The 18,378-nt window shown below is 69.5% G+C and carries 20 protein-coding genes; 11 read left to right on the forward strand and 9 right to left on the reverse strand.

The features are described from left to right. Positions 1–12: 12 nt before the first annotated feature. Together CFN17_RS05860 and CFN17_RS05865 are read right to left on the reverse strand one after the other, a co-directional pair. The gene (locus CFN17_RS05860) at positions 13–1,050 is read right to left on the reverse strand and encodes a cation diffusion facilitator family transporter (RefSeq protein WP_208750403.1); all 1,038 of its coding nucleotides are present in this window, start codon (positions 1,048–1,050) and stop codon (positions 13–15) included. Then, complete coding sequence (locus CFN17_RS05865) at positions 1,047–1,382, reverse strand: metalloregulator ArsR/SmtB family transcription factor (protein ID WP_208750404.1); 336 nt, start codon at positions 1,380–1,382, stop codon at positions 1,047–1,049. Before CFN17_RS05865 ends, CFN17_RS05860 begins: the two co-directional genes overlap by 4 nt. A 73-nt stretch (positions 1,383–1,455) precedes the next feature. Between CFN17_RS05865 and CFN17_RS05870 the strand changes: the two genes are divergently transcribed. From CFN17_RS05870 to CFN17_RS05910, 9 genes are all read left to right on the forward strand, one after another. Further along, a complete protein-coding gene (locus CFN17_RS05870) occupies positions 1,456–1,926 on the forward strand; it encodes a hypothetical protein (RefSeq protein WP_208750405.1) in 471 nt (156 codons plus the stop codon). Between the two features lie 113 nt (positions 1,927–2,039). Next, entirely contained in the window at positions 2,040–2,642 is a 603-nt protein-coding gene (locus tag CFN17_RS05875) for a DUF305 domain-containing protein (RefSeq protein WP_208750406.1), read from the forward strand. Positions 2,643–2,778: 136 nt separating this feature from the next. Then, the gene (locus tag CFN17_RS05880; RefSeq protein ID WP_208750407.1) at positions 2,779–3,474 is read left to right on the forward strand and encodes a FadR/GntR family transcriptional regulator; all 696 of its coding nucleotides are present in this window, start codon (positions 2,779–2,781) and stop codon (positions 3,472–3,474) included. A gap of 24 nt (positions 3,475–3,498) precedes the next feature. Beyond that, on the forward strand, positions 3,499–4,530 hold the full coding sequence (locus CFN17_RS05885) for an asparaginase (RefSeq protein WP_208750408.1): 1,032 nt from the start codon (positions 3,499–3,501) through the stop codon (positions 4,528–4,530). 8 nt (positions 4,531–4,538) lie between these two features. Beyond that, complete coding sequence (locus CFN17_RS05890; RefSeq protein WP_208750409.1) at positions 4,539–5,954, forward strand: aspartate ammonia-lyase; 1,416 nt, start codon at positions 4,539–4,541, stop codon at positions 5,952–5,954. Positions 5,955–5,979: 25 nt separating this feature from the next. Beyond that, complete coding sequence (locus CFN17_RS05895) at positions 5,980–7,551, forward strand: amino acid permease (protein WP_208750410.1); 1,572 nt, start codon at positions 5,980–5,982, stop codon at positions 7,549–7,551. Positions 7,552–7,682: 131 nt separating this feature from the next. Next, the gene (locus CFN17_RS05900) at positions 7,683–9,008 is read left to right on the forward strand and encodes an ATP-binding protein (protein WP_208750411.1); all 1,326 of its coding nucleotides are present in this window, start codon (positions 7,683–7,685) and stop codon (positions 9,006–9,008) included. 28 nt (positions 9,009–9,036) lie between these two features. Continuing rightward, positions 9,037–9,654: a hypothetical protein gene (locus CFN17_RS05905; RefSeq protein WP_208750412.1), complete on the forward strand. Its 618-nt coding sequence runs from the start codon at positions 9,037–9,039 to the stop codon at positions 9,652–9,654. A 46-nt stretch (positions 9,655–9,700) separates the two neighbouring features. Next, positions 9,701–11,221: a carboxylesterase/lipase family protein gene (locus CFN17_RS05910; protein ID WP_208750413.1), complete on the forward strand. Its 1,521-nt coding sequence runs from the start codon at positions 9,701–9,703 to the stop codon at positions 11,219–11,221. Here the strand turns inward: CFN17_RS05910 and gluQRS are convergent. Further along, the gene (gene gluQRS, locus CFN17_RS05915) at positions 11,218–12,138 is read right to left on the reverse strand and encodes a tRNA glutamyl-Q(34) synthetase GluQRS (protein WP_208750414.1); all 921 of its coding nucleotides are present in this window, start codon (positions 12,136–12,138) and stop codon (positions 11,218–11,220) included. The two genes, CFN17_RS05910 and gluQRS, sit on opposite strands and share 4 nt — an antisense overlap. 336 nt (positions 12,139–12,474) lie before the next feature. On the opposite strand from gluQRS, the gene CFN17_RS05920 reads away from it, so the two are divergent. Beyond that, entirely contained in the window at positions 12,475–12,933 is a 459-nt protein-coding gene (locus tag CFN17_RS05920) for an Lrp/AsnC family transcriptional regulator (protein ID WP_208751361.1), read from the forward strand. A gap of 12 nt (positions 12,934–12,945) precedes the next feature. Here CFN17_RS05920 and CFN17_RS05925 read toward each other — a convergent pair whose 3' ends face one another. Further along, positions 12,946–13,401: an Lrp/AsnC family transcriptional regulator gene (locus CFN17_RS05925; RefSeq protein ID WP_208750415.1), complete on the reverse strand. Its 456-nt coding sequence runs from the start codon at positions 13,399–13,401 to the stop codon at positions 12,946–12,948. A 117-nt stretch (positions 13,402–13,518) separates the two neighbouring features. On the opposite strand from CFN17_RS05925, the gene CFN17_RS05930 reads away from it, so the two are divergent. After that, positions 13,519–14,190: a LysE family translocator gene (locus CFN17_RS05930; RefSeq protein WP_208750416.1), complete on the forward strand. Its 672-nt coding sequence runs from the start codon at positions 13,519–13,521 to the stop codon at positions 14,188–14,190. Here CFN17_RS05930 and CFN17_RS05935 read toward each other — a convergent pair. The 5 genes from CFN17_RS05935 to CFN17_RS05955 form a co-directional block, all read right to left on the reverse strand. Next, complete coding sequence (locus tag CFN17_RS05935; protein WP_208750417.1) at positions 14,162–14,518, reverse strand: nuclear transport factor 2 family protein; 357 nt, start codon at positions 14,516–14,518, stop codon at positions 14,162–14,164. The two genes, CFN17_RS05930 and CFN17_RS05935, sit on opposite strands and share 29 nt — an antisense overlap. A 92-nt stretch (positions 14,519–14,610) precedes the next feature. Beyond that, the gene (locus CFN17_RS05940; RefSeq protein WP_261792388.1) at positions 14,611–15,657 is read right to left on the reverse strand and encodes a hypothetical protein; all 1,047 of its coding nucleotides are present in this window, start codon (positions 15,655–15,657) and stop codon (positions 14,611–14,613) included. A gap of 32 nt (positions 15,658–15,689) precedes the next feature. Continuing rightward, entirely contained in the window at positions 15,690–16,190 is a 501-nt protein-coding gene (locus CFN17_RS05945) for a DUF456 domain-containing protein (protein ID WP_208750418.1), read from the reverse strand. Between the two features lie 94 nt (positions 16,191–16,284). Next, complete coding sequence (locus tag CFN17_RS05950; protein WP_208750419.1) at positions 16,285–17,493, reverse strand: NADP-dependent malic enzyme; 1,209 nt, start codon at positions 17,491–17,493, stop codon at positions 16,285–16,287. A 287-nt stretch (positions 17,494–17,780) separates the two neighbouring features. Then, positions 17,781–18,338, reverse strand: a complete 558-nt coding sequence (locus CFN17_RS05955; protein ID WP_395926378.1) for a helix-turn-helix domain-containing protein — start codon at positions 18,336–18,338, stop codon at positions 17,781–17,783. Between the last annotated feature and the right edge of the window lie 40 nt (positions 18,339–18,378).

The raw sequence follows: 18,378 nt of genomic DNA on the forward strand, positions 1-18,378 counted from the left end.
GCACGCTCGCCATCAGCCGATGCGCGGCACCACCGTGACGGAGCCAAGGTGGGGCAGAGCGGCCTTGGCTCCCTGCTTCAGCCCCGACGTGATCCGGGCGAGGTCGGCCATACCGTCGTCCGGCCCAACCGGAACCGAGATTTCGGCGTGCAGCCGGTGGCCGGACCAGCGCAGCCGAGATGTGGCGCCGTCGGCATGGTCCCGGACAACGGTGCTGAGTTTGTCCGAGAGAGCGGGGTCCACGCCGTCCATGAGCCGCCGCCCGACGTCGCGCACGGTTCCCCATAGCAGCACCATGATGGCCACCGAGATCAGCAGGCCCACGATCGGATCCGCCAGCGGGAAGCCCAGCCAGACGCCTCCCACGCCGGCCACGACGGCGAGCGAGGTGAAGCCGTCCGTGCGGGCGTGGACGCCGTCGGCGATCAGTGCCGCCGAGCCGATCCTGCGACCGACTCGGATCCGGTAGATCGCAACGAGCTCATTGCCGGCGAAGCCGACCAGCCCGGCGGCAAGGACCCAGCCCAGGTTCTGCACGGGCTGGGGCTCGAAGAAGCGCCGGACCGATTCGACGGCGGCAACCACCGCCGAGAGCGCGATCATGGCCACGATGAACAGCCCGGCAAGGTCCTCGGCGCGGCCGAAACCGTACGGGTAGGTGCGGGTGGGCTTCCGCCGCCCCAGCAGGAATGCGATCCAGAGCGGCACGGCCGTCAGCGCGTCCGAAAAGTTGTGGACGGTATCGGCCAGCAGGGCCACGGAGCCGCTGATGAGCACGATCACCAGCTGGAAGAGCGACGTCGCGCCGAGACCGGCGAGGGAAACCTTGACGGCCCGGATGCCCTGGGCACTCGATTCGAGGGCGTCGTCGATCGAATCGGCGGCGTCGTGCGAGTGCGGGACGAAGACCTCGTGCAGCCAGCCCTTCAGGCCGGCGGGGTGGGCGTGGTCATGGTCATGGTCGTGGGAATGGCCGTGGTCATGACCGTCGTCGTGGGAATGGCCGTGCTCGTGTCCGTGGTCATGCACTGCATCCGCCGGCCGCGTCATGAGGCATGCCCCGGGGCCGTGCCAAGCGCGTGCTCGGCCTGGTGGACGGCTGCCAGGATGAGATCGCGGGCGTGCTCGTTCTGCAGCCGGTAGTACACGCGGGTGCCTTCCTGGCGCGTGGCCACCATCCCGCCCAGCCGCATCTTGGCCAGGTGCTGCGAGACGGCCGCTGCCGGCTTCCCGACCTTTTCGGCCAACGCATTCACCGGCATTTCGCCGTCGCCCAGCGCGATGATGAGCCTGACACGGGTGGCATCTGCCAGCATGGAAAAGACCTCGACGGCGAGTTCCACGAAGGGACTCCCTATATCGATCTGCATATCTGCATTCATACGCAGATTCTTGCATACCGAGCGGCCGGTACCCTAAGAGGTGAGGTTGAACCGGGATGTGAGGAGGAGCGCCATGGCCGCCGGCACCACAGCGGGCACCGCGCGGGCCTTCCGCCGCGCCGGGCTGTTGGCCGCCGTCCTCGCCGTCATCGCCGGGTTCCTGGGCATGCACATCCTCGCCGGTCTCCATGCAGACCACAGCTCCGCAAGCCACGGTTCCTCAAGCCAAAGTTCCGCAAGGCCCAGCCACGCAAGCCACAGTCCTGCATCCCACGGCAACGCACCGCTCGCCGCTCCTGCGGCTACGTCGACGGCGGCGGCCGGGTCGGCGTCGTGCGTGTGCCAGGGCGGTTGCGCGGAAAAGCCCGCCGCCCATATCGGCTGCACCCCGGCTCCGCCGGGGGCCGCGCCGAGCGCCCCGCTGCCGGGCACCGCTGCGCTGCAGGCGCAGCCCCGGACCGTCCGCGTTGCGGTCCTGCCGGCGCGCTGCGCTTATATTCCCGGTTCGCCGCCCCCCGGCGACCTCTGCATCAGCCGGACGTAAACCCGGGCATGCGCCGTGATTCCTCCGGCGCCCGCGTCGTTTCCGGGACGCGCCCCACGCGCGCCCTTCCCCCATCCGGCTCCGGTTGCCGGACCCCACAGAAAAGATTTGCCATGAAGAAATCCCTCACCATTTCCGCGACCGCCCTCGCTGCCGCCATCGCCCTGGCCGGCTGCTCGGCCGAATCCGGCGGGGCCACCAGTACCAGCCCGGAACGGTCCACCTCGGCGGGTTCCAGCCCTGCCCCGGCCGGCGCCAGCGCCAACCACAACGGCTTCGACACCCTCTTTGCGCAGGGCATGATCCCGCATCACCGGCAGGCCGTCGAGATGAGCGAAATGATGCTCGGCAAGCAGGGAATCGACTCCCGGGTCACGGCGCTGGCCACGAAGATCAAGGCCGCGCAAGGCCCGGAAATCGACACCATGACGGGCTGGCTCCAGGCCTGGAACGAGCCGAACCAGATGGCCGGCGGCCACGCCATGTCCGGCATGATGGGCGATGACGACCTCAAGAAGCTCGACGCCGCCCAGGGCACCGAGGCCGCACGGCTGTTCCTGACCCAGATGATCGCCCACCACGAGGGTGCCGTGGAGATGGCGAACGCCGAGGTGCGCAGCGGCAAGGACGCGGCGGCGGTCCGCCTGGCCAGGGAGATCGCCGCCGCCCAGACCACGGAGATCGCCGAAATGAAGCAATTGCTCGCCGCCCTTTAACCGCCCGCGGACCGGCCGCGCGCCCCCATGGGCGCGCGGCCAACTGTGATGGCAGTCCCCGCTGCGGTAGCCCTTTCCGCAGCGGGGACTACCGTAACAGTTGACACCCGGATGTGACCCCTGCCATATTTTAAGCGTGAACCTGTCAGACAGCCGGACAGCAGGACAGCCTCTCGCCCGCCTCAGCGCGGCCGAAGCCGTCTTCAACGTCATCCGTTCCGAAATTGAATCCGGCAAGCTCGGCGTCGGCGCCAAACTCAGTTCCGAAGCCACGCTCGCCCAGCAGTACGGCGTCAGCAGGTCGGTGGTCCGCGAGGCCCTGCGCTCCTGCACCGCCCTTGGCCTGACCGTCACCAGGACCGGCCGCGGCACGTTCGTGGTCGCTGACCGCGTGGCCACGGATCTGGTCCTCGGCCAGTATTCCGCCAGCGACCTCACCGAGGCGCGCCCGCACATCGAGGTGCCCGCCGCAGGGCTTGCCGCCGAACGCCGCTCCGCCGAGGAACTCGAGACCCTTAAGGAGATCGTCGCGGCCATGGCTGCCGAGGACGACCCCGAAGTATGGGTGAGCCTCGACTCGACCTTCCACGCGGCGATCGCCCGGGCCAGCCGGAACAAGGTGTTCGAAAACGTCGTCGCCGACATCCGCGATGCCCTGGCCCACCAGTCTGAGACGTTGAACATGGTGGCGGACCGCCAGCACGCCTCCGACGAGGAGCACCGGCAGATCGTGGACGCCATCGAGGCCGGCGACGCGGCGACGGCCCGCATTGCGATGAGCCGGCACCTGCACGCCGTCGGCGTGGCCCTTGACTCGATCCTCAACTCCTGAAGAACAACCCAAGCTAAGGAAGCAATGACTTCTCCTGCCCTCGTGCAAATCCCGGCCCCGCCGGCCCCGACGCAGCTCCCGCAGCACGCCCCGTTGGCGGCGCAGACCCGCGACGGCCTGATCGAGAGCGTCCACTACGGTTCGGCAGTCGCCGTCGCACCGGACGGCGGCACCCTCCTGGCCGCCGGTGATCCGCTGGCCCCGTTCTACCCGCGCTCCGCCCTGAAGCCCCTGCAGGCCGTCGCGATGGTCCGGGTCGGCCTGGTCCTCCCCGATGAGCTCCTCGCCCTCGCCGCCGCCAGCCACTCGGGCGCGGCCCGGCACCGCGACGGTGCGCTGCGCATCCTTGACCTGCACGGGCTGACCCCGGTGGACCTGGCAAACAGCAGCGATCTGCCCTACGGAACCCGCGAGCGCGAGGAATGGCTTGCCGGCGGCGGCCAGGCCACCCAGCTCGCGCAAAACTGCTCCGGCAAGCACGCCGCGATGGCAGCCACCTGCGTCATCAACGGCTGGCCGGTCCGGGGGTACCTGGACCCGGAGCACCCGCTGCAGCAGCTCGTGGCCGGGACCGTGGCCGAACTGACAGGCGAGGATCCGGAACGCATCAGCACCGACGGCTGCGGCACCCCGCTGTTCGCACTCACCCTGCGCGGCATGGCCCGCGCCTTTGGCCGGCTGGCCGCGGACGACGCCGGCGGCGCGGAAGCCGCCGTCGCGCGCGCCATGCGCCGCCACCCGGAAATGGTCGCCGGCGAGGGCCGGGACGTCACCGCGCTCATGCGCCTGGTCCCCGGCCTCCTCGCCAAGGACGGCTTTGAGGGCGTCCAGCTGGTGGGTCTGGCGGACGGCCGCGGCGTCGCCGTGAAGATCTCCGACGGCGGCGACCGCGCCCGGATGCCCGTCACCGTGCGGATCCTGGATGCGCTCGACGTCGACACGACGTCGCTGGCGCCCCTCGCCACGAGCCCTGTGCTGGGCGGCGGCCGGCCCGTCGGGGTCCTGCAGGCCGCCGACTTCCTCGCCGCCGAAACATCGAACGCCCACGCCCAGTAAGGACCGCCATGACCTCGATCGACGACCGCCCGGACTTCCGCTCCGAACACGACCTCCTCGGCGACCGGGACGTTCCCGCCGACGCCTACTGGGGCGTCCACACTCTCCGGGCCGTGGAGAACTTCCCCATCACCGGCCAGCCGCTGTCCTCCAACATGTACCTGGTCCGCGGACTGGCCGCCGTGAAACTGGCCGCCGCCCGGACCAACCACGAGCTCGGACTGCTCGATGCCGAGCGCGCCCGGGCCATCGAGGATGCCTGCGCCGACGTCATGGACGGCAAGCTCAGCGAGCAGTTCGTGGTGGACGTCATCCAGGGCGGCGCCGGGACGTCGTCGAACATGAACGCCAACGAGGTGATCGCCAACCGCGCCCTGGAAATCCTCGGTCACCCCAAGGGCGATTACGCGCGGCTGCACCCCAACGACCACGTCAACCTCAGCCAGTCCACCAACGATGTCTACCCCACCGCGGTCAAGCTCGGCACGATCTTCGCCGCCCGGGAACTGCTGGACGCCCTGACTGAGCTCGAGGACGCCTTCGCCGCCAAGGCGCTCGAATTCCGCACGGTGGTCAAGATGGGCCGCACCCAGCTGCAGGACGCCGTTCCCATGACGCTGGGCCAGGAATTCGGCACCTACGCCGTCACGATCGGCGAGGACCGGCTCCGCCTGGCCGAGGCCGACCTCCTGATCCACGAGATCAACCTCGGCGCCACGGCGATCGGCACGGGCCTGAACGCCCCTGCCGGATACGCCGAGGCCGCCTGCCGCCACCTGGCCGAGATCACCGGCCTGCCGCTCGTCACCGCGGCGGACCTGATCGAGGCCACGCAGGACGTCGGCGCCTTCGTGCACCTTTCCGGCGTGCTCAAGCGGGTGGCCGTGAAGCTGTCCAAGATCTGCAACGACCTCCGGCTGCTCTCCTCCGGCCCGCGCGCCGGCCTGGGCGAAATCAACCTCCCCGCCGTGCAGTCCGGGTCCTCGATCATGCCCGGCAAGATCAACCCGGTCATCCCGGAAGTGGTCAGCCAGGTGGCCTACGAGGTGATCGGCAACGACGTCACGATCACCATGGCCGCCGAGGCCGGGCAGCTCCAGCTCAACGCCTTCGAACCGATCATCGTCCACAGCCTCCACAAGAGCATCTCCCACCTGGAAGCCGCCTGCCGCACCCTCACGTCCCGCTGCGTGCGCGGCATCACGGCCAATACCGAACGGCTCCGCCTCACCGTGGAACAGTCGATCGGCCTCGTCACCGCCCTCAACCCGCACCTGGGCTACGCCACGGCCACGGCCATCGCCCAGGAAGCCCTCGCCACCGGCAAGGGCGTCGCGGAACTCGTGCTCGAACATGGTCTGCTCACCGACGGGCAGCTCACCGACCTCCTCAGCCCGCAACGCCTGGCCAACCTGAGCAAGTAGCGCACCTCGAACCCGAAGGACCCCCATGACTTCTCCCGACACCGCCCGCGCCCAAAAACAGCCTGACCAAAAGCACCCGGCCGTCACCGACCACACCATTCCGGCGCACGCGCACGCCTCCGAGGCCGCGCTGCACGCCGAGGACCAGGGCTACCACAAGAGCCTGAAACCGCGGCAGGTGCAGATGATCGCGATCGGCGGCGCGATCGGCACCGGCCTGTTCATGGGCGCCGGCGGCCGGCTCGCCGCGGCCGGGCCCGCCCTGATCATCAGCTACGCGGTCTGCGGCTTCTTTGCCTTCATGATCCTGCGCGCCCTCGGTGAACTGGTGATGCACCGGCCCTCGTCGGGCTCCTTCGTCTCCTACGCCCGCGAATTCTTCGGCGAGAAAGCCGCGTTCGTCACCGGCTGGCTGTACTGGCTGAACTGGGCCATGACGGCGATCGTGGACATCACCGCCGTCGCGCTCTACATGAACTTCTTCAAGAAGTACTGGGCGCCGATCGCCGACGTGCCGCAGTGGGTCTGGGCCCTGGCCGCACTGATCCTGGTCCTGGGCCTGAACCTCATCAGCGTCAAGGTGTTCGGCGAGATGGAGTTCTGGTTCGCGCTCATCAAGGTCGTGGCGCTCGTGTCCTTCCTCCTCGTGGGCATCTACTTCGTCATCTTCGGCACGCCCGTGCCCGGCCACGAGGTCGGCTTCAGCCTCATCGCGGACAACGGCGGCATGTTCCCCAACGGCCTGCTGCCGGCGGTCGTGGTGATGCAGGGCGTCGTCTTCGCCTACGCCTCGATCGAACTGATCGGCACCGCCGCCGGCGAAACGGAAAACCCGGAAAAGATCATGCCCCGGGCCATCAACACGGTGATCGCGCGCATCGCGGTGTTCTACGTCGGCTCGCTCGTGCTGCTCTCGCTGCTGCTGCCCTACGGCTCGTACAAAGCCGGTGAAAGCCCGTTCGTGACGTTCTTCGGCTCGATCGGGGTGGACGGCGTGGACGCCATCATGAACCTCGTGGTCCTCACCGCGGCACTGTCCTCGCTCAACGCCGGCCTCTACTCCACCGGCCGGATCATGCGCTCCATGTCCGTCTCGGGGTCCGCGCCGAAATTTGCCGCCCGGATGAACAGGTCAGGCGTCCCCTACGGCGGCATTGCCCTGACCGCCTGCGTGGCGGTCCTGGGCGTCATCCTCAACGCCGTGGTGCCCGCCGAGGCCTTCGAAATCGTCCTCAACGTCGCTTCCCTGGGCATCATCAGCACCTGGGGCATGATCGTGCTGTGCCAGATGCAGCTGGCCCGGCTCGCGGCCCGCGGGGAACTGCTCCGGCCCGCCTTCCGGATGCCCGGCGCCCCCGTCACCGGCTGGATCACCCTGGCTTTCCTCCTGGCGGTGCTGGTCCTCATGGCCTTCGACTCCCCAGTAGGCACGTGGACCATCGCGTCCCTCGTCGTCATCATTCCGCTGCTGATGCTCGGCTGGCGCCTCTGCCGGCACCGGATCATGGAAATCGCGGCCGTCCGCGACGGCTTCACCGGCCCGTACCCGCTGGTGGCCAACCGCCCCGCAGCCGGCTCCGGCGCAAAGTCGGAGTAACGCCCCGGGCCGGCGCCGCCGCGTAACGCGGCGCCCCGGAACACCCCGGCCCGGGTGGTTCGCATATGCTCAGCAGAGGCGCCCGCACCGGCGCCCACCGGCTCAGCGACGAACCACCCGGGAGACACTTCATGACCAACTGGCGGATCAGGGACTTCCACTCGGCCGACCTCGACGGCATCCTGCACCTCTGGGAATCCCTCAAAGCGAACAACGTGGAGCCCGTCTACGCGCTCTCCGAAGTCCTGGCCTCGTGCGAAAAGGACCACGCAGTGGTGGCGGTGCAGGGCGAGCAGGTGGTGGGCGCCGCCGTCGGGCGCGCCGCCCATGACCAGGGCTGGATCGTGTTCCTGGCCACCCTGCCCGAGTTCCGGGGCCGCGGGATCGGCACCTCGCTGCTGGCCGCCGTCGAAAACCGGATGGCCCCGCACGGGCTCAACAAGCTCTCCGCGCTCATGCCCGAGTCCGAAACCCGGGTGGAGGCGTTCCTGGGCCGCGGCTTCGTCCTGAAGAAAAACCTGCGCTACTTCGAACGGAAAATCCCGGTGCAGCGCCAGGAACTGGAACCGCTCAGCCTGCTGGGCGGCCGCATCCTGGCCCGCGACCTCTGGGAGAACGTGGCCGGCATGCGCCGCGAGAAGGAACTGCTGGAACGCCGGCTGGTCCTGCCGCTGGCCGAGGCGGACCTCGCCGACGAGTATGGCGTGGTGCCGCCGCGCGCCGTCGTCCTCTTCGGCCCGCCCGGCACCGGCAAGACGACCTTCGCCAAGGCGATCGCGTCGCGGCTGGAGTGGCCGTTCGTGGAGGTGTTCCCGTCCCGGCTGGCCGCGGACCCGCAGGGCCTGGCCGGCGCGCTGCGCGAGACGTTCCTGGAAATTGCCGAGCTCGAGCACGCCGTGGTGTTCATCGACGAGGTCGAGGAGATCGCGTCCCAGCGCTCCGGCGAGCCGCCCTCTCCCCTGCAGGGCGTCACGAACGAGCTCCTGAAGATCATTCCGGCGTTCCGCGAACAGCCCGGCCGGATCCTGGTCTGCGCCACCAACTTCATCCGCTCACTGGATTCGGCGTTCCTGCGGCACGGCCGGTTCGATTACGTCATACCGATCGGCCTGCCGGACCGGCAGGCGCGTGAGGCGATGTGGCAGCGTTTCATCCCCACCGCCGTGATTGACGACGTCGACGTCGAGCTCCTGGTGGACCGCACCGAGGGCTTCTCCCCGGCGGACATCGAGTACGCGGCCCGCAGCGCCTCCCAGCGGGCGCTGGAGAACGCCGTTTACGGAATGGACATCGACGGCGGCGCGGCGTCCGGGGGCGGCCCCGCCTCCGGCCCGGCTGCCCGGAAGGGACCCTCCACGCAGGATTACCTCGATGCGATCCGGGACACCCGGACCACGGTCAGCGACGAGGTGCACCAGGAGTTCCTCGAGGACATCGACGCCCTGGGCCGGGTCTAGCCACAGCGGGTCCAGCCGAGGGGGACGCGTGATCCTGTTCCTGACGATCGTCAGCGGCGTGGCCTGGACCGCGGTGTACATCGATGCCATCCGGGTCGGCTTCCGCGACCGCAGCTACGCCATTCCCGCCGCCGCGCTGGGGCTGAATTTCGCGTGGGAGGTTCTTTACGCGTCCCGCGCCGTCGCCACCGGGATATCGGCGCAGGGGCTCTTCAACATCGTGTGGGGGCTGGCCGACGTCGCCATCGTCATCACGTTCCTCAAGTTCGGCAGGGCGGAACTTCCGGTGTGGGTGACGCGCAGGCTGTTCATCGGCTGGGCCGTTTTGCTGGCCGTGACGTCCTTCGTGGTGCAGTGGCTTTTCGTGGTGGAATTCGGCTGGGACGACGCGCCCCGGTACTCGGCCTTCCTGCAGAACCTGCTGATGTCCGGCCTGTTCATTGCCATGTTCGCCGCGCGCGCCGGACTCCGCGGCCAATCCCTGCTGATCGGCACGGCCAAGTGGATCGGCACGCTGGCTCCCACGGTGGCGTTCGGCTGGCTGGCCAACTCGCCGCTGATCCTGGGGCTCGGCGGCCTGTGCAGCGTCTTCGACCTGGCCTACGTAGGGCTTCTGTGGCGGGCCCGGCAGCTGTCCAGGCGGTGACCTTCGGCCCTGCCCGGCAGGGGCGGGACCTGCCAGAGTGGCCCCTATGGCCAGGGACATTGTCGTCACTACCCCCTGCGGTGCGCTGCGCGGCACGGAAGCCGGCGGCGTCTGTGCCTTCCTGGGCATCCCCTACGCCGCTCCCCCGGCCGGCCCGAACAGGCTCCAGCCGCCGCGGCCGCCCGATCCGTGGAGCGGGGTCCGCGACGCCACGCGCTACGGCGCCGCCCCTCCCCAGCTTGCCCCGCCGCCCAGTGCCGGTTCCGATTGGGACACCGACCTGGCCGGGGACGACTGCCTGAACCTCAACATCTGGACCCCTGATCCGGCGCGGACCGGCCTGCCCGTCATGGTGTGGATCCAGGGCGGAGCTTTCGAAATCGGCTCGACGGCGGCGTATGACGGCCGGAACTTCGCCCGGGACAGCGTCGTGTGTGTCGTGATCAACTGGCGGGTGGGCGCCGACGGCTTTCTCTACCTCGGTGACGGGCACGCCAACGTGGGCCTGCTCGACCAGGTCGCGGCCCTCGAGTGGGTCCGCGAGAACATCGCCGGCTTCGGCGGCGACCCGGGCAACGTCACGGTCTTCGGCGAATCGGCCGGGGCGATGAGCATCGGCGCCCTGCTCTCCATGCCCCGGGCCGAGGGTTTGTTCCGGCGGGCCATCCTGCAGAGCGGGGCGGCGCATCACGTCATCGCCGCCCCGGCCGCGGAGCGGATCGGTCGGGCCCTGGCCGCGGAACTGCGGGTTCCGCAGACCCGCGAAGCGATGGCGGCGGTGCCGGTCACTGACTTTCTCGCCGCACAGTCACGGCTGAAGGCTGAGTTGCTGGCCCGTCCGGACCCGGAGCACTGGGGCCACGACGTGGTGGCCAGCACCATGCTCTGGCAACCGGTCATTGACGGGGACGTGATTCCGCGGCGCCCGATCGACCGGATCGCCGCGGGGGCCGGCGCGGCGGTCGACGTCCTGGCCGGGACCAACACGGAGGACTGGAAACTCTTCCTGGCCATCACCGGGGTTCTCTCCCGGGTGACGGAGGAGGGCCTGAGCGGTACGGACAGCATTGAGGGTTTCCCGCCGCCGGCGGCCTACGGGCTGCCGGTCCCGGCCGGCCTCGACGCGTACCGCGACCGCTACCCCGGCGCGGGCCCAGGGGACCTCCTCGCCGCGGTCCAGACCGACTGGTGGGTGCGCATCCCCGCACTCCGCCTCGCCGACGCCCACGCGGACGCGGCGCACGGCACCGGCGCGCACACCTACATGTATGAGTTCGCCTGGCCCGCGCCGGGCCTCGGCGCCGTCCACGCCGTGGAGGTCCCGTTCGTCTTCGACACCCTGGACCGGGATTCGCGGCTCTTCGGCCGGCTCCTGGGCGACAATCCGCCGCAGGAACTCGCCGACACGATGCATGCAGCCTGGGTGCAGTTCGCGGCCACCGGCGATCCCGGATGGCCGGCGTACGAGCCCGCCCGCCGGGCCACCATGCGGTTCGGCTCCGATAGCCCCGCGGTGGTAGATGATCCCCGGGCCTGGGAGCGCGCTTTGTGGGAGGGTCTGCGCTAGGAGGCGGCGCGCGGCACCCCGGCACCCCGGCCCGGCTGCAGTCCGGGCCACACCCAGGGCTCCCGCGGCAGCGCGGCGGGGTCGAAGACGGCCAGGGCATGCTCCAAGGGACCGGGCGGCAGGCCCAGCGATGCCAGCAGCGCGTCCCGGACTTCCTCCGCCCCCACGCCCGTCAGTGCAAGGTCCGCCAGGGTCACGGCGCCGTCCCGCTTGGCCAGCCGCGCACCGTCGGCGTTCAGGACGAGCGGCACATGCGCATATTCCGGAACCGGCATATTCAAAAGGGATGCGAGGTGGACCTGCCGCGGCGTGGACGGCAGGAGGTCATCGCCCCGCACCACCTGGTCAATGCCCTGCGCGTCGTCATCCACCACCACGGCCAGGTTGTAGGCGGTCACGCCGTCGTTGCGCCGGAGCACGAAGTCATCGACGACGCCCGTGTAGGGGCCGTGGAGCACGTCCCGCACGGTCGCCTCGGCCACTGCGGCGCGGAGCCGGACCGCTGCCGGACGGGCGGCGCGCCTGGCCTCGCGTTCGGCGCCGCTGAGGTTGCGGCAGGTCCCCGGGTAGGCGCCCTGGGGAGCGTGCGGCGCGGACGGGGCGTCCTGGATTTCCCGGCGGGTACAGAAACACTCATAGGTCAGGCCCGCCGCCGTCAGCTGTGCGATCGCGGCGTCGTAGAGATGCTCGCGGTCCGTCTGGCGCACGACGCCGCCGTCCCAGCTGATGCCGACCGCCGTGAGGTCACGGAGCTGCTCCGCCTCGGCACCGGCCCGGGCCCGGTCCAGGTCCTCCACCCGCATGAGGAACCGCCGGCCGGTGGACCGGGCAAAGAGCCAGGCAAGGATCGCCGTCCGGAGGTTGCCGACGTGCAGTTCACCGGACGGGCTGGGGGCGAAGCGGCCTGCTGAGCTCATGGGACCAGCCTATGCCGGGCAGCACAAGAGCCCCTCAGCTACCGATGACTTCGGGACATCCGACGTCGGTGGCTCAGGGGCTCTTGCCGTGTGGTGATGCGTGTGCGGAAAGACGATGCGTGAACAAGAGTCAATCAGCGGCGGGTTCCTTGCGGGAGCCTCATCCAGGGTCCGGGTGGTGTGCCGGGGTGCCTGTAGCCTTCGGAACCGCGGCGGTGGCCCCGTTCCTTTGTTGTCATCATTTGAGCAGAAGCCCTACAGTTGGTGCAACGGAGAGCGGCAGGGCTGGTCAGTCTGATCAACCCGGCACGGCCCGGCGAACAGGGAGTGGTCATTTTGCAGGAACTGGACCCGACGGACCGGCGGATCCTCGCCGCATTGGACGACGATCCCCGCGTCCCGGTCATGGTGCTGGCGCAGAAGCTGGGCCTGGCCCGCGGCACTGTGCAGTCGCGCCTGGAGCGGATGACGGCATCGGGAGCACTGCGCCCCAACAGCAGCCGGGTCCTGCCCTCCGCACTGGGCCGCGGCGTGGCGGCCGCGGTGAGCGCTGAGTTGGACCAGAGCCACCTCAACGAGGCCATTGCGGCCCTTCGCAACATCCCGGAAGTGCTCGAATGCCATGCCCCGGCCGGCGACACCGACCTGCTGATCCGGGTGGTGGCCAAGAGCCCGGATGACCTCTACCGCGTGTCCGAGGAAATCCGGCTGTGCCCGGGCATCGTCCGGACGTCAACGAGCATGTTCCTCCGCGAGGTCATTCCTTACCGGACCACGGGCTTGCTGGGCGCCTGACGCGCGTGCGGTTCAGACCGGCGGGCCGATGTTGGTCTTCAGGTTCTTCATCACCAGGGTGGACGTCAGCCGTTCGACGCCGGGCAGCGAGGTCAGCTCGCTGTCGTAGAAGCGCTGGTAGGACGGCAGGTCTTCGGCGATGACCTTGAGGAGGTAGTCCGGCGAGCCGAAGAGCCGCTGGGCCTCGACGATGTTGGGGTTGTCCGCCACCCGGTTCTCGAAGATTTCCATGGTGGAACGGTCCACCTGGCGCAGGGTCACGAACACGATCGCCTCGAACCCGAGCCCCACGGCGGCCGGATCGACGTCCGCGCGGTATCCCCGGATGATGCCGGCGGTCTCCAGGTCACGCAACCGGCGGTGGCAGGGGGCCACCGTCAGCCCCACCTTCGCGGCCAGCGCCGTGGCGGTCATCCGGCCGTCCGTTTGGAGGTGGCGCAAAATATTCCTGTCAATGTCGTCGATCACGCAATAATCTTACCGTCAATGCGCGATTCCCCAGTAAATAGGCGAACACTTCCGGGCTGAATTTGCCTAGAGTTTTCCCTGTACCTGCCACGAGGTACCGCACCCCTGGAGCCCCCCGTGAACCCCCAACTTTTCCTCGCCTTTCTGGTTGTCGCCGTCGCCCTGGCGTGCACGCCCGGCGTCGACTGGGCTTATTCGATCGCCGCGGGGCTGCGGCAACGCAGCTTCGCTCCCGCCGTCGCCGGACTGTGCGGCGGCTACGCCCTGCACACGGCATTGCTGGTTCTGGGATTGGCGGCGCTGCTGGCCGGGATGCCGGGTGTTCTCGGCTGGCTGACGGCCGCGGGCGCCCTGTACCTGCTGTGGCTGGGCCTGAGCACCCTGCGGTCCTGGCGGGGAGCCAGCTTCGGTACCGGCACGGACTCTCCCCCGGCGGCCGCGCCCGCGAGCCAGCTCCGGGTCTTCCTCCAGGGCATCGGGATCAGCGGGATCAACCCCAAGGGCCTGCTGTTCTTCGTGGCCCTGATTCCGCAGTTCGTCAGCCCCGACGCCGCGCTGCCGGTCCCGGTCCAGTCCGGGCTGCTGGGGCTCACGTTCGTGCTTCTCGTGGCGGTCATCTACAGCTGCGTCGCGCTGCTGTCCCGGAAACTGCTGCATGCCCGGCCCGGGGCCGCCCGCCATGTGACCCTGGCCAGCGGGATCATCATGCTGGTCCTGGGCGTCCTGCTGCTCGCCGAGCAGGCCGCGCCCGCCGCCGCCGCTATTTTCGCTGCATGTACCACTCGGTGAAGGACGAGGCGCGGCCGTCCGCGGTGAGCTGGATGATCCACAGGTTGTCGTAGCTGCGGCTGTTGCCGCGGTAGGTGGTCAGGCCCTGCACGAACGCCCGGCCGCCGTCGACCCCCAGCAGCTTCCACTCAAAGGTCCAGTCGTCCGGTTCGTCTCGCCCGGCCAGCCAGTGCTCCACGATGTCTTCCCGGCCCTGCCAGGGTTCGGCCTCCTGGGGGCTGGTCGCATAGACGGCATCCTCCGTGAACAGAGCGCGGATGTCCTCGGGATCATTGCTTGTCCACGCCGTGATGTAGTGCTGCATCCAGCGCGCCACCGCATCTCTCATGCCTCGTTTCTACCCCCGGCCCCGGGGGCCCGCAAGAGTAGTGGTTACGTGGTTTTAGCCATGTTTTCCCGTGGGTGCCGCACGGGAGGAGGTCAGTCGCCGTCGGCGCCGCCGTACTCACGGTCCCAGAGTTCATGCATTTCCGCGTCCTTGCGGATGGCCTTCACGGCCTCCACCTGCGCCGGCTTCCGGCGCTGCCAGTCACGGTACCCAAGGGTTTTGCGGCCGGCGTCCAGCAGGAGCAGGGCCTGGTCCGTCAGTGCGTCGCTGCGCAGGGTGAAGTCCGTCTTCCGGCGCCGCAGGACCTCCTGCAGCGCGGACCGCGCAGCGCCGTAGGATCCGAGCCTGCGCAGGGAGCGGGCGCGCACCAGCAGCAGCGCGGCGGCCAGGTCGTCGGCGTTGAGCAGGCCCTCGGTGTCCGCCACCACGTCGTCGTCGTGGCCGAGTTCGGCCGCCAGGGAACAGCGCGCCAGCGCCAGCGGGAACGACGGCGGCAGGCCGGCCAGCGCTGCCAGGGCCGCTTCGGCCTGGCCGGTCTCGCGCAGGGAGTGGGACAAGGCCAGGAACACGGCCTCCTCGCTGAAGAGGACCGGAACCTCAATCCGTTCGGCAACCTCGACCCTGGTGACCACCCCGGCCAGGTATACGGCGGCGTAGCGGTTGGCGTCGGCGTCGTTGCGCATGCTGAGGCCGCGCTGCAGGAGTTCGGAGGCGCGCAGATGGCTGCCGTGCGAGTAGGCCAGCAGACCGGCCATGAGATAGCAGAGCCCGGCCCAGCCGGGGTAGGTGCGGGCCAGCGTGATCAGCCGGTCCGGATCGGTGCTGCCAAAAATGGCGGCGTGTACGGCTTTGGCTATCTTCGCGGACGCCCGGCCAGTCACTTTGCCCAGCCGCGGCACGCCGCCCTCGGCGGTGAGGGTTCCGGGCCTCCGGCCCGCCATGAGTCCGGTCAGCACGCCGCCCGCGGATCCGGCCAGGCCGCGGACGGGTGTCCGGACCACGGGTTTGCGGAACGGTGACAGGTCACGGGTGTCGGTGTACGGCCTGCCCTGCACCCCGGACCGCCCCGCCGGGAGTTGGCCCGCGGGAATGTCGTCTGTGGCGTTGCGTTGGGCGGATTCGCCAAGTCCGGCGCTCATTCCCTCATCGTAATAGGGCCGGCTGCGCGCAGCTAGGCGGCCGCGGCCACCCAGAGACCGATCAGCCAGGTGCTCGCCGATAGGCACGCCAGGCCGAATTCCACGATCATGCCCAGGCCCGTGGCCTTCAGCGCGGCCCAGCTCGAGGCCACCGCGCTGCCGAACGCGCGCGTGCGCAGCAGCTCGCTGAGCAGGAGCCCGGCCGCGAAGCCCACGAACAGCCCCACGACGGGGATGACGAACATGCCCACCACGCCCAGGACGAGCCCCACCACCACGGAGCGGCTCGGAATGCGGTGCTGCTTGAGCTTCCGCCCGGTCAGGACGGTGCTGGCAGCCATGCCCGCCAGGACGAACGCCAGGCCGACCCCGAAGACCACCCAGCCCGTGGTCCCGGCACCGCCCCACAGCGCCCAGGCCAGCAGGCTCAGCGCGATCAGGATGCTGCCGGGCAGGACGGGAATGATCGTCCCGGCCACGCCCACCAGAATGGCGAGGCCACACAACACGGTCACGACAGCCTCGGGGTTCATGGCCCCAGTCTAGGCCCGGGTCCAGACGACGGCGACGGCGGCACTCCCCCCAAGGAAGCGCCGCCGTCGCGGTGTGGAACTGCAGGCTGCCGGGCTAGCCGGCGTCGACCGCCGCGGCGACTGCCGCGGAGACCGCCGGAGCCACCCGGGGGTCCAGCGGGCTGGGCACGATGTAGTCGGCGGCGAGGTCCTCCTCGGCCAGCTCGGCGATGGCCCTGGCCGCGGCCAGCTTCATGGCCGGCGTGATGCGGCGGGCGCCGGCGTCGAGGGCTCCGCGGAAGATGCCGGGGAACGCCAGGACGTTGTTGATCTGGTTCGGGAAGTCGCTGCGCCCGGTGGCGACCACGGCCGCGTACTTGCCGGCGACCTCGGGCAGGACTTCCGGGTCCGGATTGGACAGAGCGAACACGATCGAGCTGTGGTTCATCAGTTTCAGATGCTCCTCGTCCAGCTTGGAAGAGGAGACGCCCACGAACACGTCGGCGCCGAGCAGCGCCTCGCCGGGGCCGCCGGTCACGCCGCGGGGGTTGCTGCGGGCGGCGAGCTCTGCCTTCTTGCTGGCCGGGTCGGCGGCGATGTCCGCGCGGTCCGTACTGATAGCACCGCGGGAGTCCAGGAGGACGACGTCGCCGATTCCGGCGGTCAGCAGGATTTCGGCGACGGCGATGCCCGCGGCGCCGGCGCCGGAGACCACGACGCGCAGGCTCTCGAGGGCACGGCCGGTCACCTTGGCGGCGTTAGTCAGGGCGGCGAGGACCACGACGGCGGTGCCGTGCTGGTCATCGTGCATGACCGGGCAGTCCAGGGCCTCGATGAGCTTTTCCTCGAGCTCGAAGCAGCGCGGCGCGGCGATGTCCTCAAGGTTGACGGCGCCGAAGCTCGGGCGCAGCCGGACCAGCGTCTCGATGATTTCATCGACGTCCGTGGTGTTCAGGACCAGCGGGATGGAGTCGAGCTCGCCGAAGGCCTTGAAGAGTGCGGACTTTCCCTCCATGACGGGCAGCGAGGCACTGGCGCCGATGTTGCCCAGGCCGAGCACGGCCGTGCCGTCACTGACGACGACGACGAGGCGCTCGGCCCATGTGAGCGTCTTGGCGAGCTCCGGCTTGGCGTGGATGGCCCGGCTGACCTGGGCGACGCCGGGCGTGTAGGCGATGGAGAGGTCGCGCTTGCTGGCGAGCGGGACGGTGCTGGAAATCGACAGCTTGCCGCCCTGGTGGGATGCGAAGATTTCTTCGTCGCTGAGCACGACTGTCTCGGCTGGGGAAGCGGATTCGGCGGGAATGATCGTTTCAGTGGACACGTCGTTGTCTCCTGGGAATCACCGTGGGCGCACGGCTCGTGGATCTTGGACAGGGATGTCCAAGGCGGTCTGGCGGGGCCTCGGCGGCGACCAAAGGTGGCGGTCGCCGGTGGAGCCCCGGAACTTGCTGGCGTCGGCCGACTCCGGTCCAGCCATGGTACGCAAGGCAGGCTGCCGGTTACGGACCGCCTCAATGCCCCGACCGCTAGGTGAAACGTTTATCCACCGTTTTATGTGACCCAGATCACGCCTGCCGACCCTTTTTGCGGCGGATTGGTCTAGACCGGTTACGCGGCCTGGCGGGCGCGTTCCAGGAGCGAGCAGGCCTTCTTAAGGTCTTCTTCGGCCTCGAAGAGGGACAGCCGGCGGCAGCGGACGGCCTGGACCAGACCAGTGACCGTCAGCAGGAGGACCCGGGCGACGGCGGCGTCGCCGCACGCGGCCGTCACCGCTTTCTCCGCCGTTGCGTCGATCTCGCGGAGCAGCCGCGTGGTGTCCGTGTCCTTGACGTAAACGGCCCGGTTGAGGCACTGCTCCACGGCCGGCTGCATGAGGCGCATGTGAAAGATCTCCATCACGACGCCCACGGGGGCCTGGACCGCAACTTTCCCGGCCGTCGGCGTGCTTGCCGCGAGGAGTTCGCCCAGCTGCTTGCGGTAGAGGGCCAGGACCAGTTGCGTGGCCGAGGGGAAATAGCGGTACAGCGTCCCCAGCGGAACATCCGCCTTGGCCGCCACTTCGGACAGCACCACGGAGTCCAGGCCCTTGCGCGCAAAGCCCGCGGCGACGTCGAGGATCCGCACGTAACGGAGCCGCTGCCGGGGCAGAGTGGGCGGAGGAGCCATCGGTGGAAGATCTGAGTGAAAGTCAGGCATCAGCAGCGTT

Source organism: Arthrobacter sp. PM3 (assembly GCF_003352915.1).
Classification (GTDB): Bacteria; Actinomycetota; Actinomycetes; order Actinomycetales; family Micrococcaceae; genus Arthrobacter.

Coding starts and splice junctions, on each gene's coding strand:
- CFN17_RS05870 (WP_208750405.1), top strand. CDS start 1,456: ATGGCCGCCGGCACCACAGCGGGCACCGCGCGGGCCTTCCGCCGCGCC.
- CFN17_RS05955 (WP_395926378.1), bottom strand. CDS start 18,338: ATGGCTCCTCCGCCCACTCTGCCCCGGCAGCGGCTCCGTTACGTGCGG.
- CFN17_RS05935 (WP_208750417.1), bottom strand. CDS start 14,518: ATGAGAGATGCGGTGGCGCGCTGGATGCAGCACTACATCACGGCGTGG.
- gluQRS (WP_208750414.1), bottom strand. CDS start 12,138: ATGAGCTCAGCAGGCCGCTTCGCCCCCAGCCCGTCCGGTGAACTGCAC.
- CFN17_RS05875 (WP_208750406.1), top strand. CDS start 2,040: ATGAAGAAATCCCTCACCATTTCCGCGACCGCCCTCGCTGCCGCCATC.
- CFN17_RS05865 (WP_208750404.1), bottom strand. CDS start 1,382: ATGAATGCAGATATGCAGATCGATATAGGGAGTCCCTTCGTGGAACTC.
- CFN17_RS05910 (WP_208750413.1), top strand. CDS start 9,701: ATGGCCAGGGACATTGTCGTCACTACCCCCTGCGGTGCGCTGCGCGGC.
- CFN17_RS05900 (WP_208750411.1), top strand. CDS start 7,683: ATGACCAACTGGCGGATCAGGGACTTCCACTCGGCCGACCTCGACGGC.
- CFN17_RS05860 (WP_208750403.1), bottom strand. CDS start 1,050: ATGACGCGGCCGGCGGATGCAGTGCATGACCACGGACACGAGCACGGC.
- CFN17_RS05895 (WP_208750410.1), top strand. CDS start 5,980: ATGACTTCTCCCGACACCGCCCGCGCCCAAAAACAGCCTGACCAAAAG.
- CFN17_RS05890 (WP_208750409.1), top strand. CDS start 4,539: ATGACCTCGATCGACGACCGCCCGGACTTCCGCTCCGAACACGACCTC.
- CFN17_RS05945 (WP_208750418.1), bottom strand. CDS start 16,190: ATGAACCCCGAGGCTGTCGTGACCGTGTTGTGTGGCCTCGCCATTCTG.
- CFN17_RS05885 (WP_208750408.1), top strand. CDS start 3,499: ATGACTTCTCCTGCCCTCGTGCAAATCCCGGCCCCGCCGGCCCCGACG.
- CFN17_RS05940 (WP_261792388.1), bottom strand. CDS start 15,657: ATGAGCGCCGGACTTGGCGAATCCGCCCAACGCAACGCCACAGACGAC.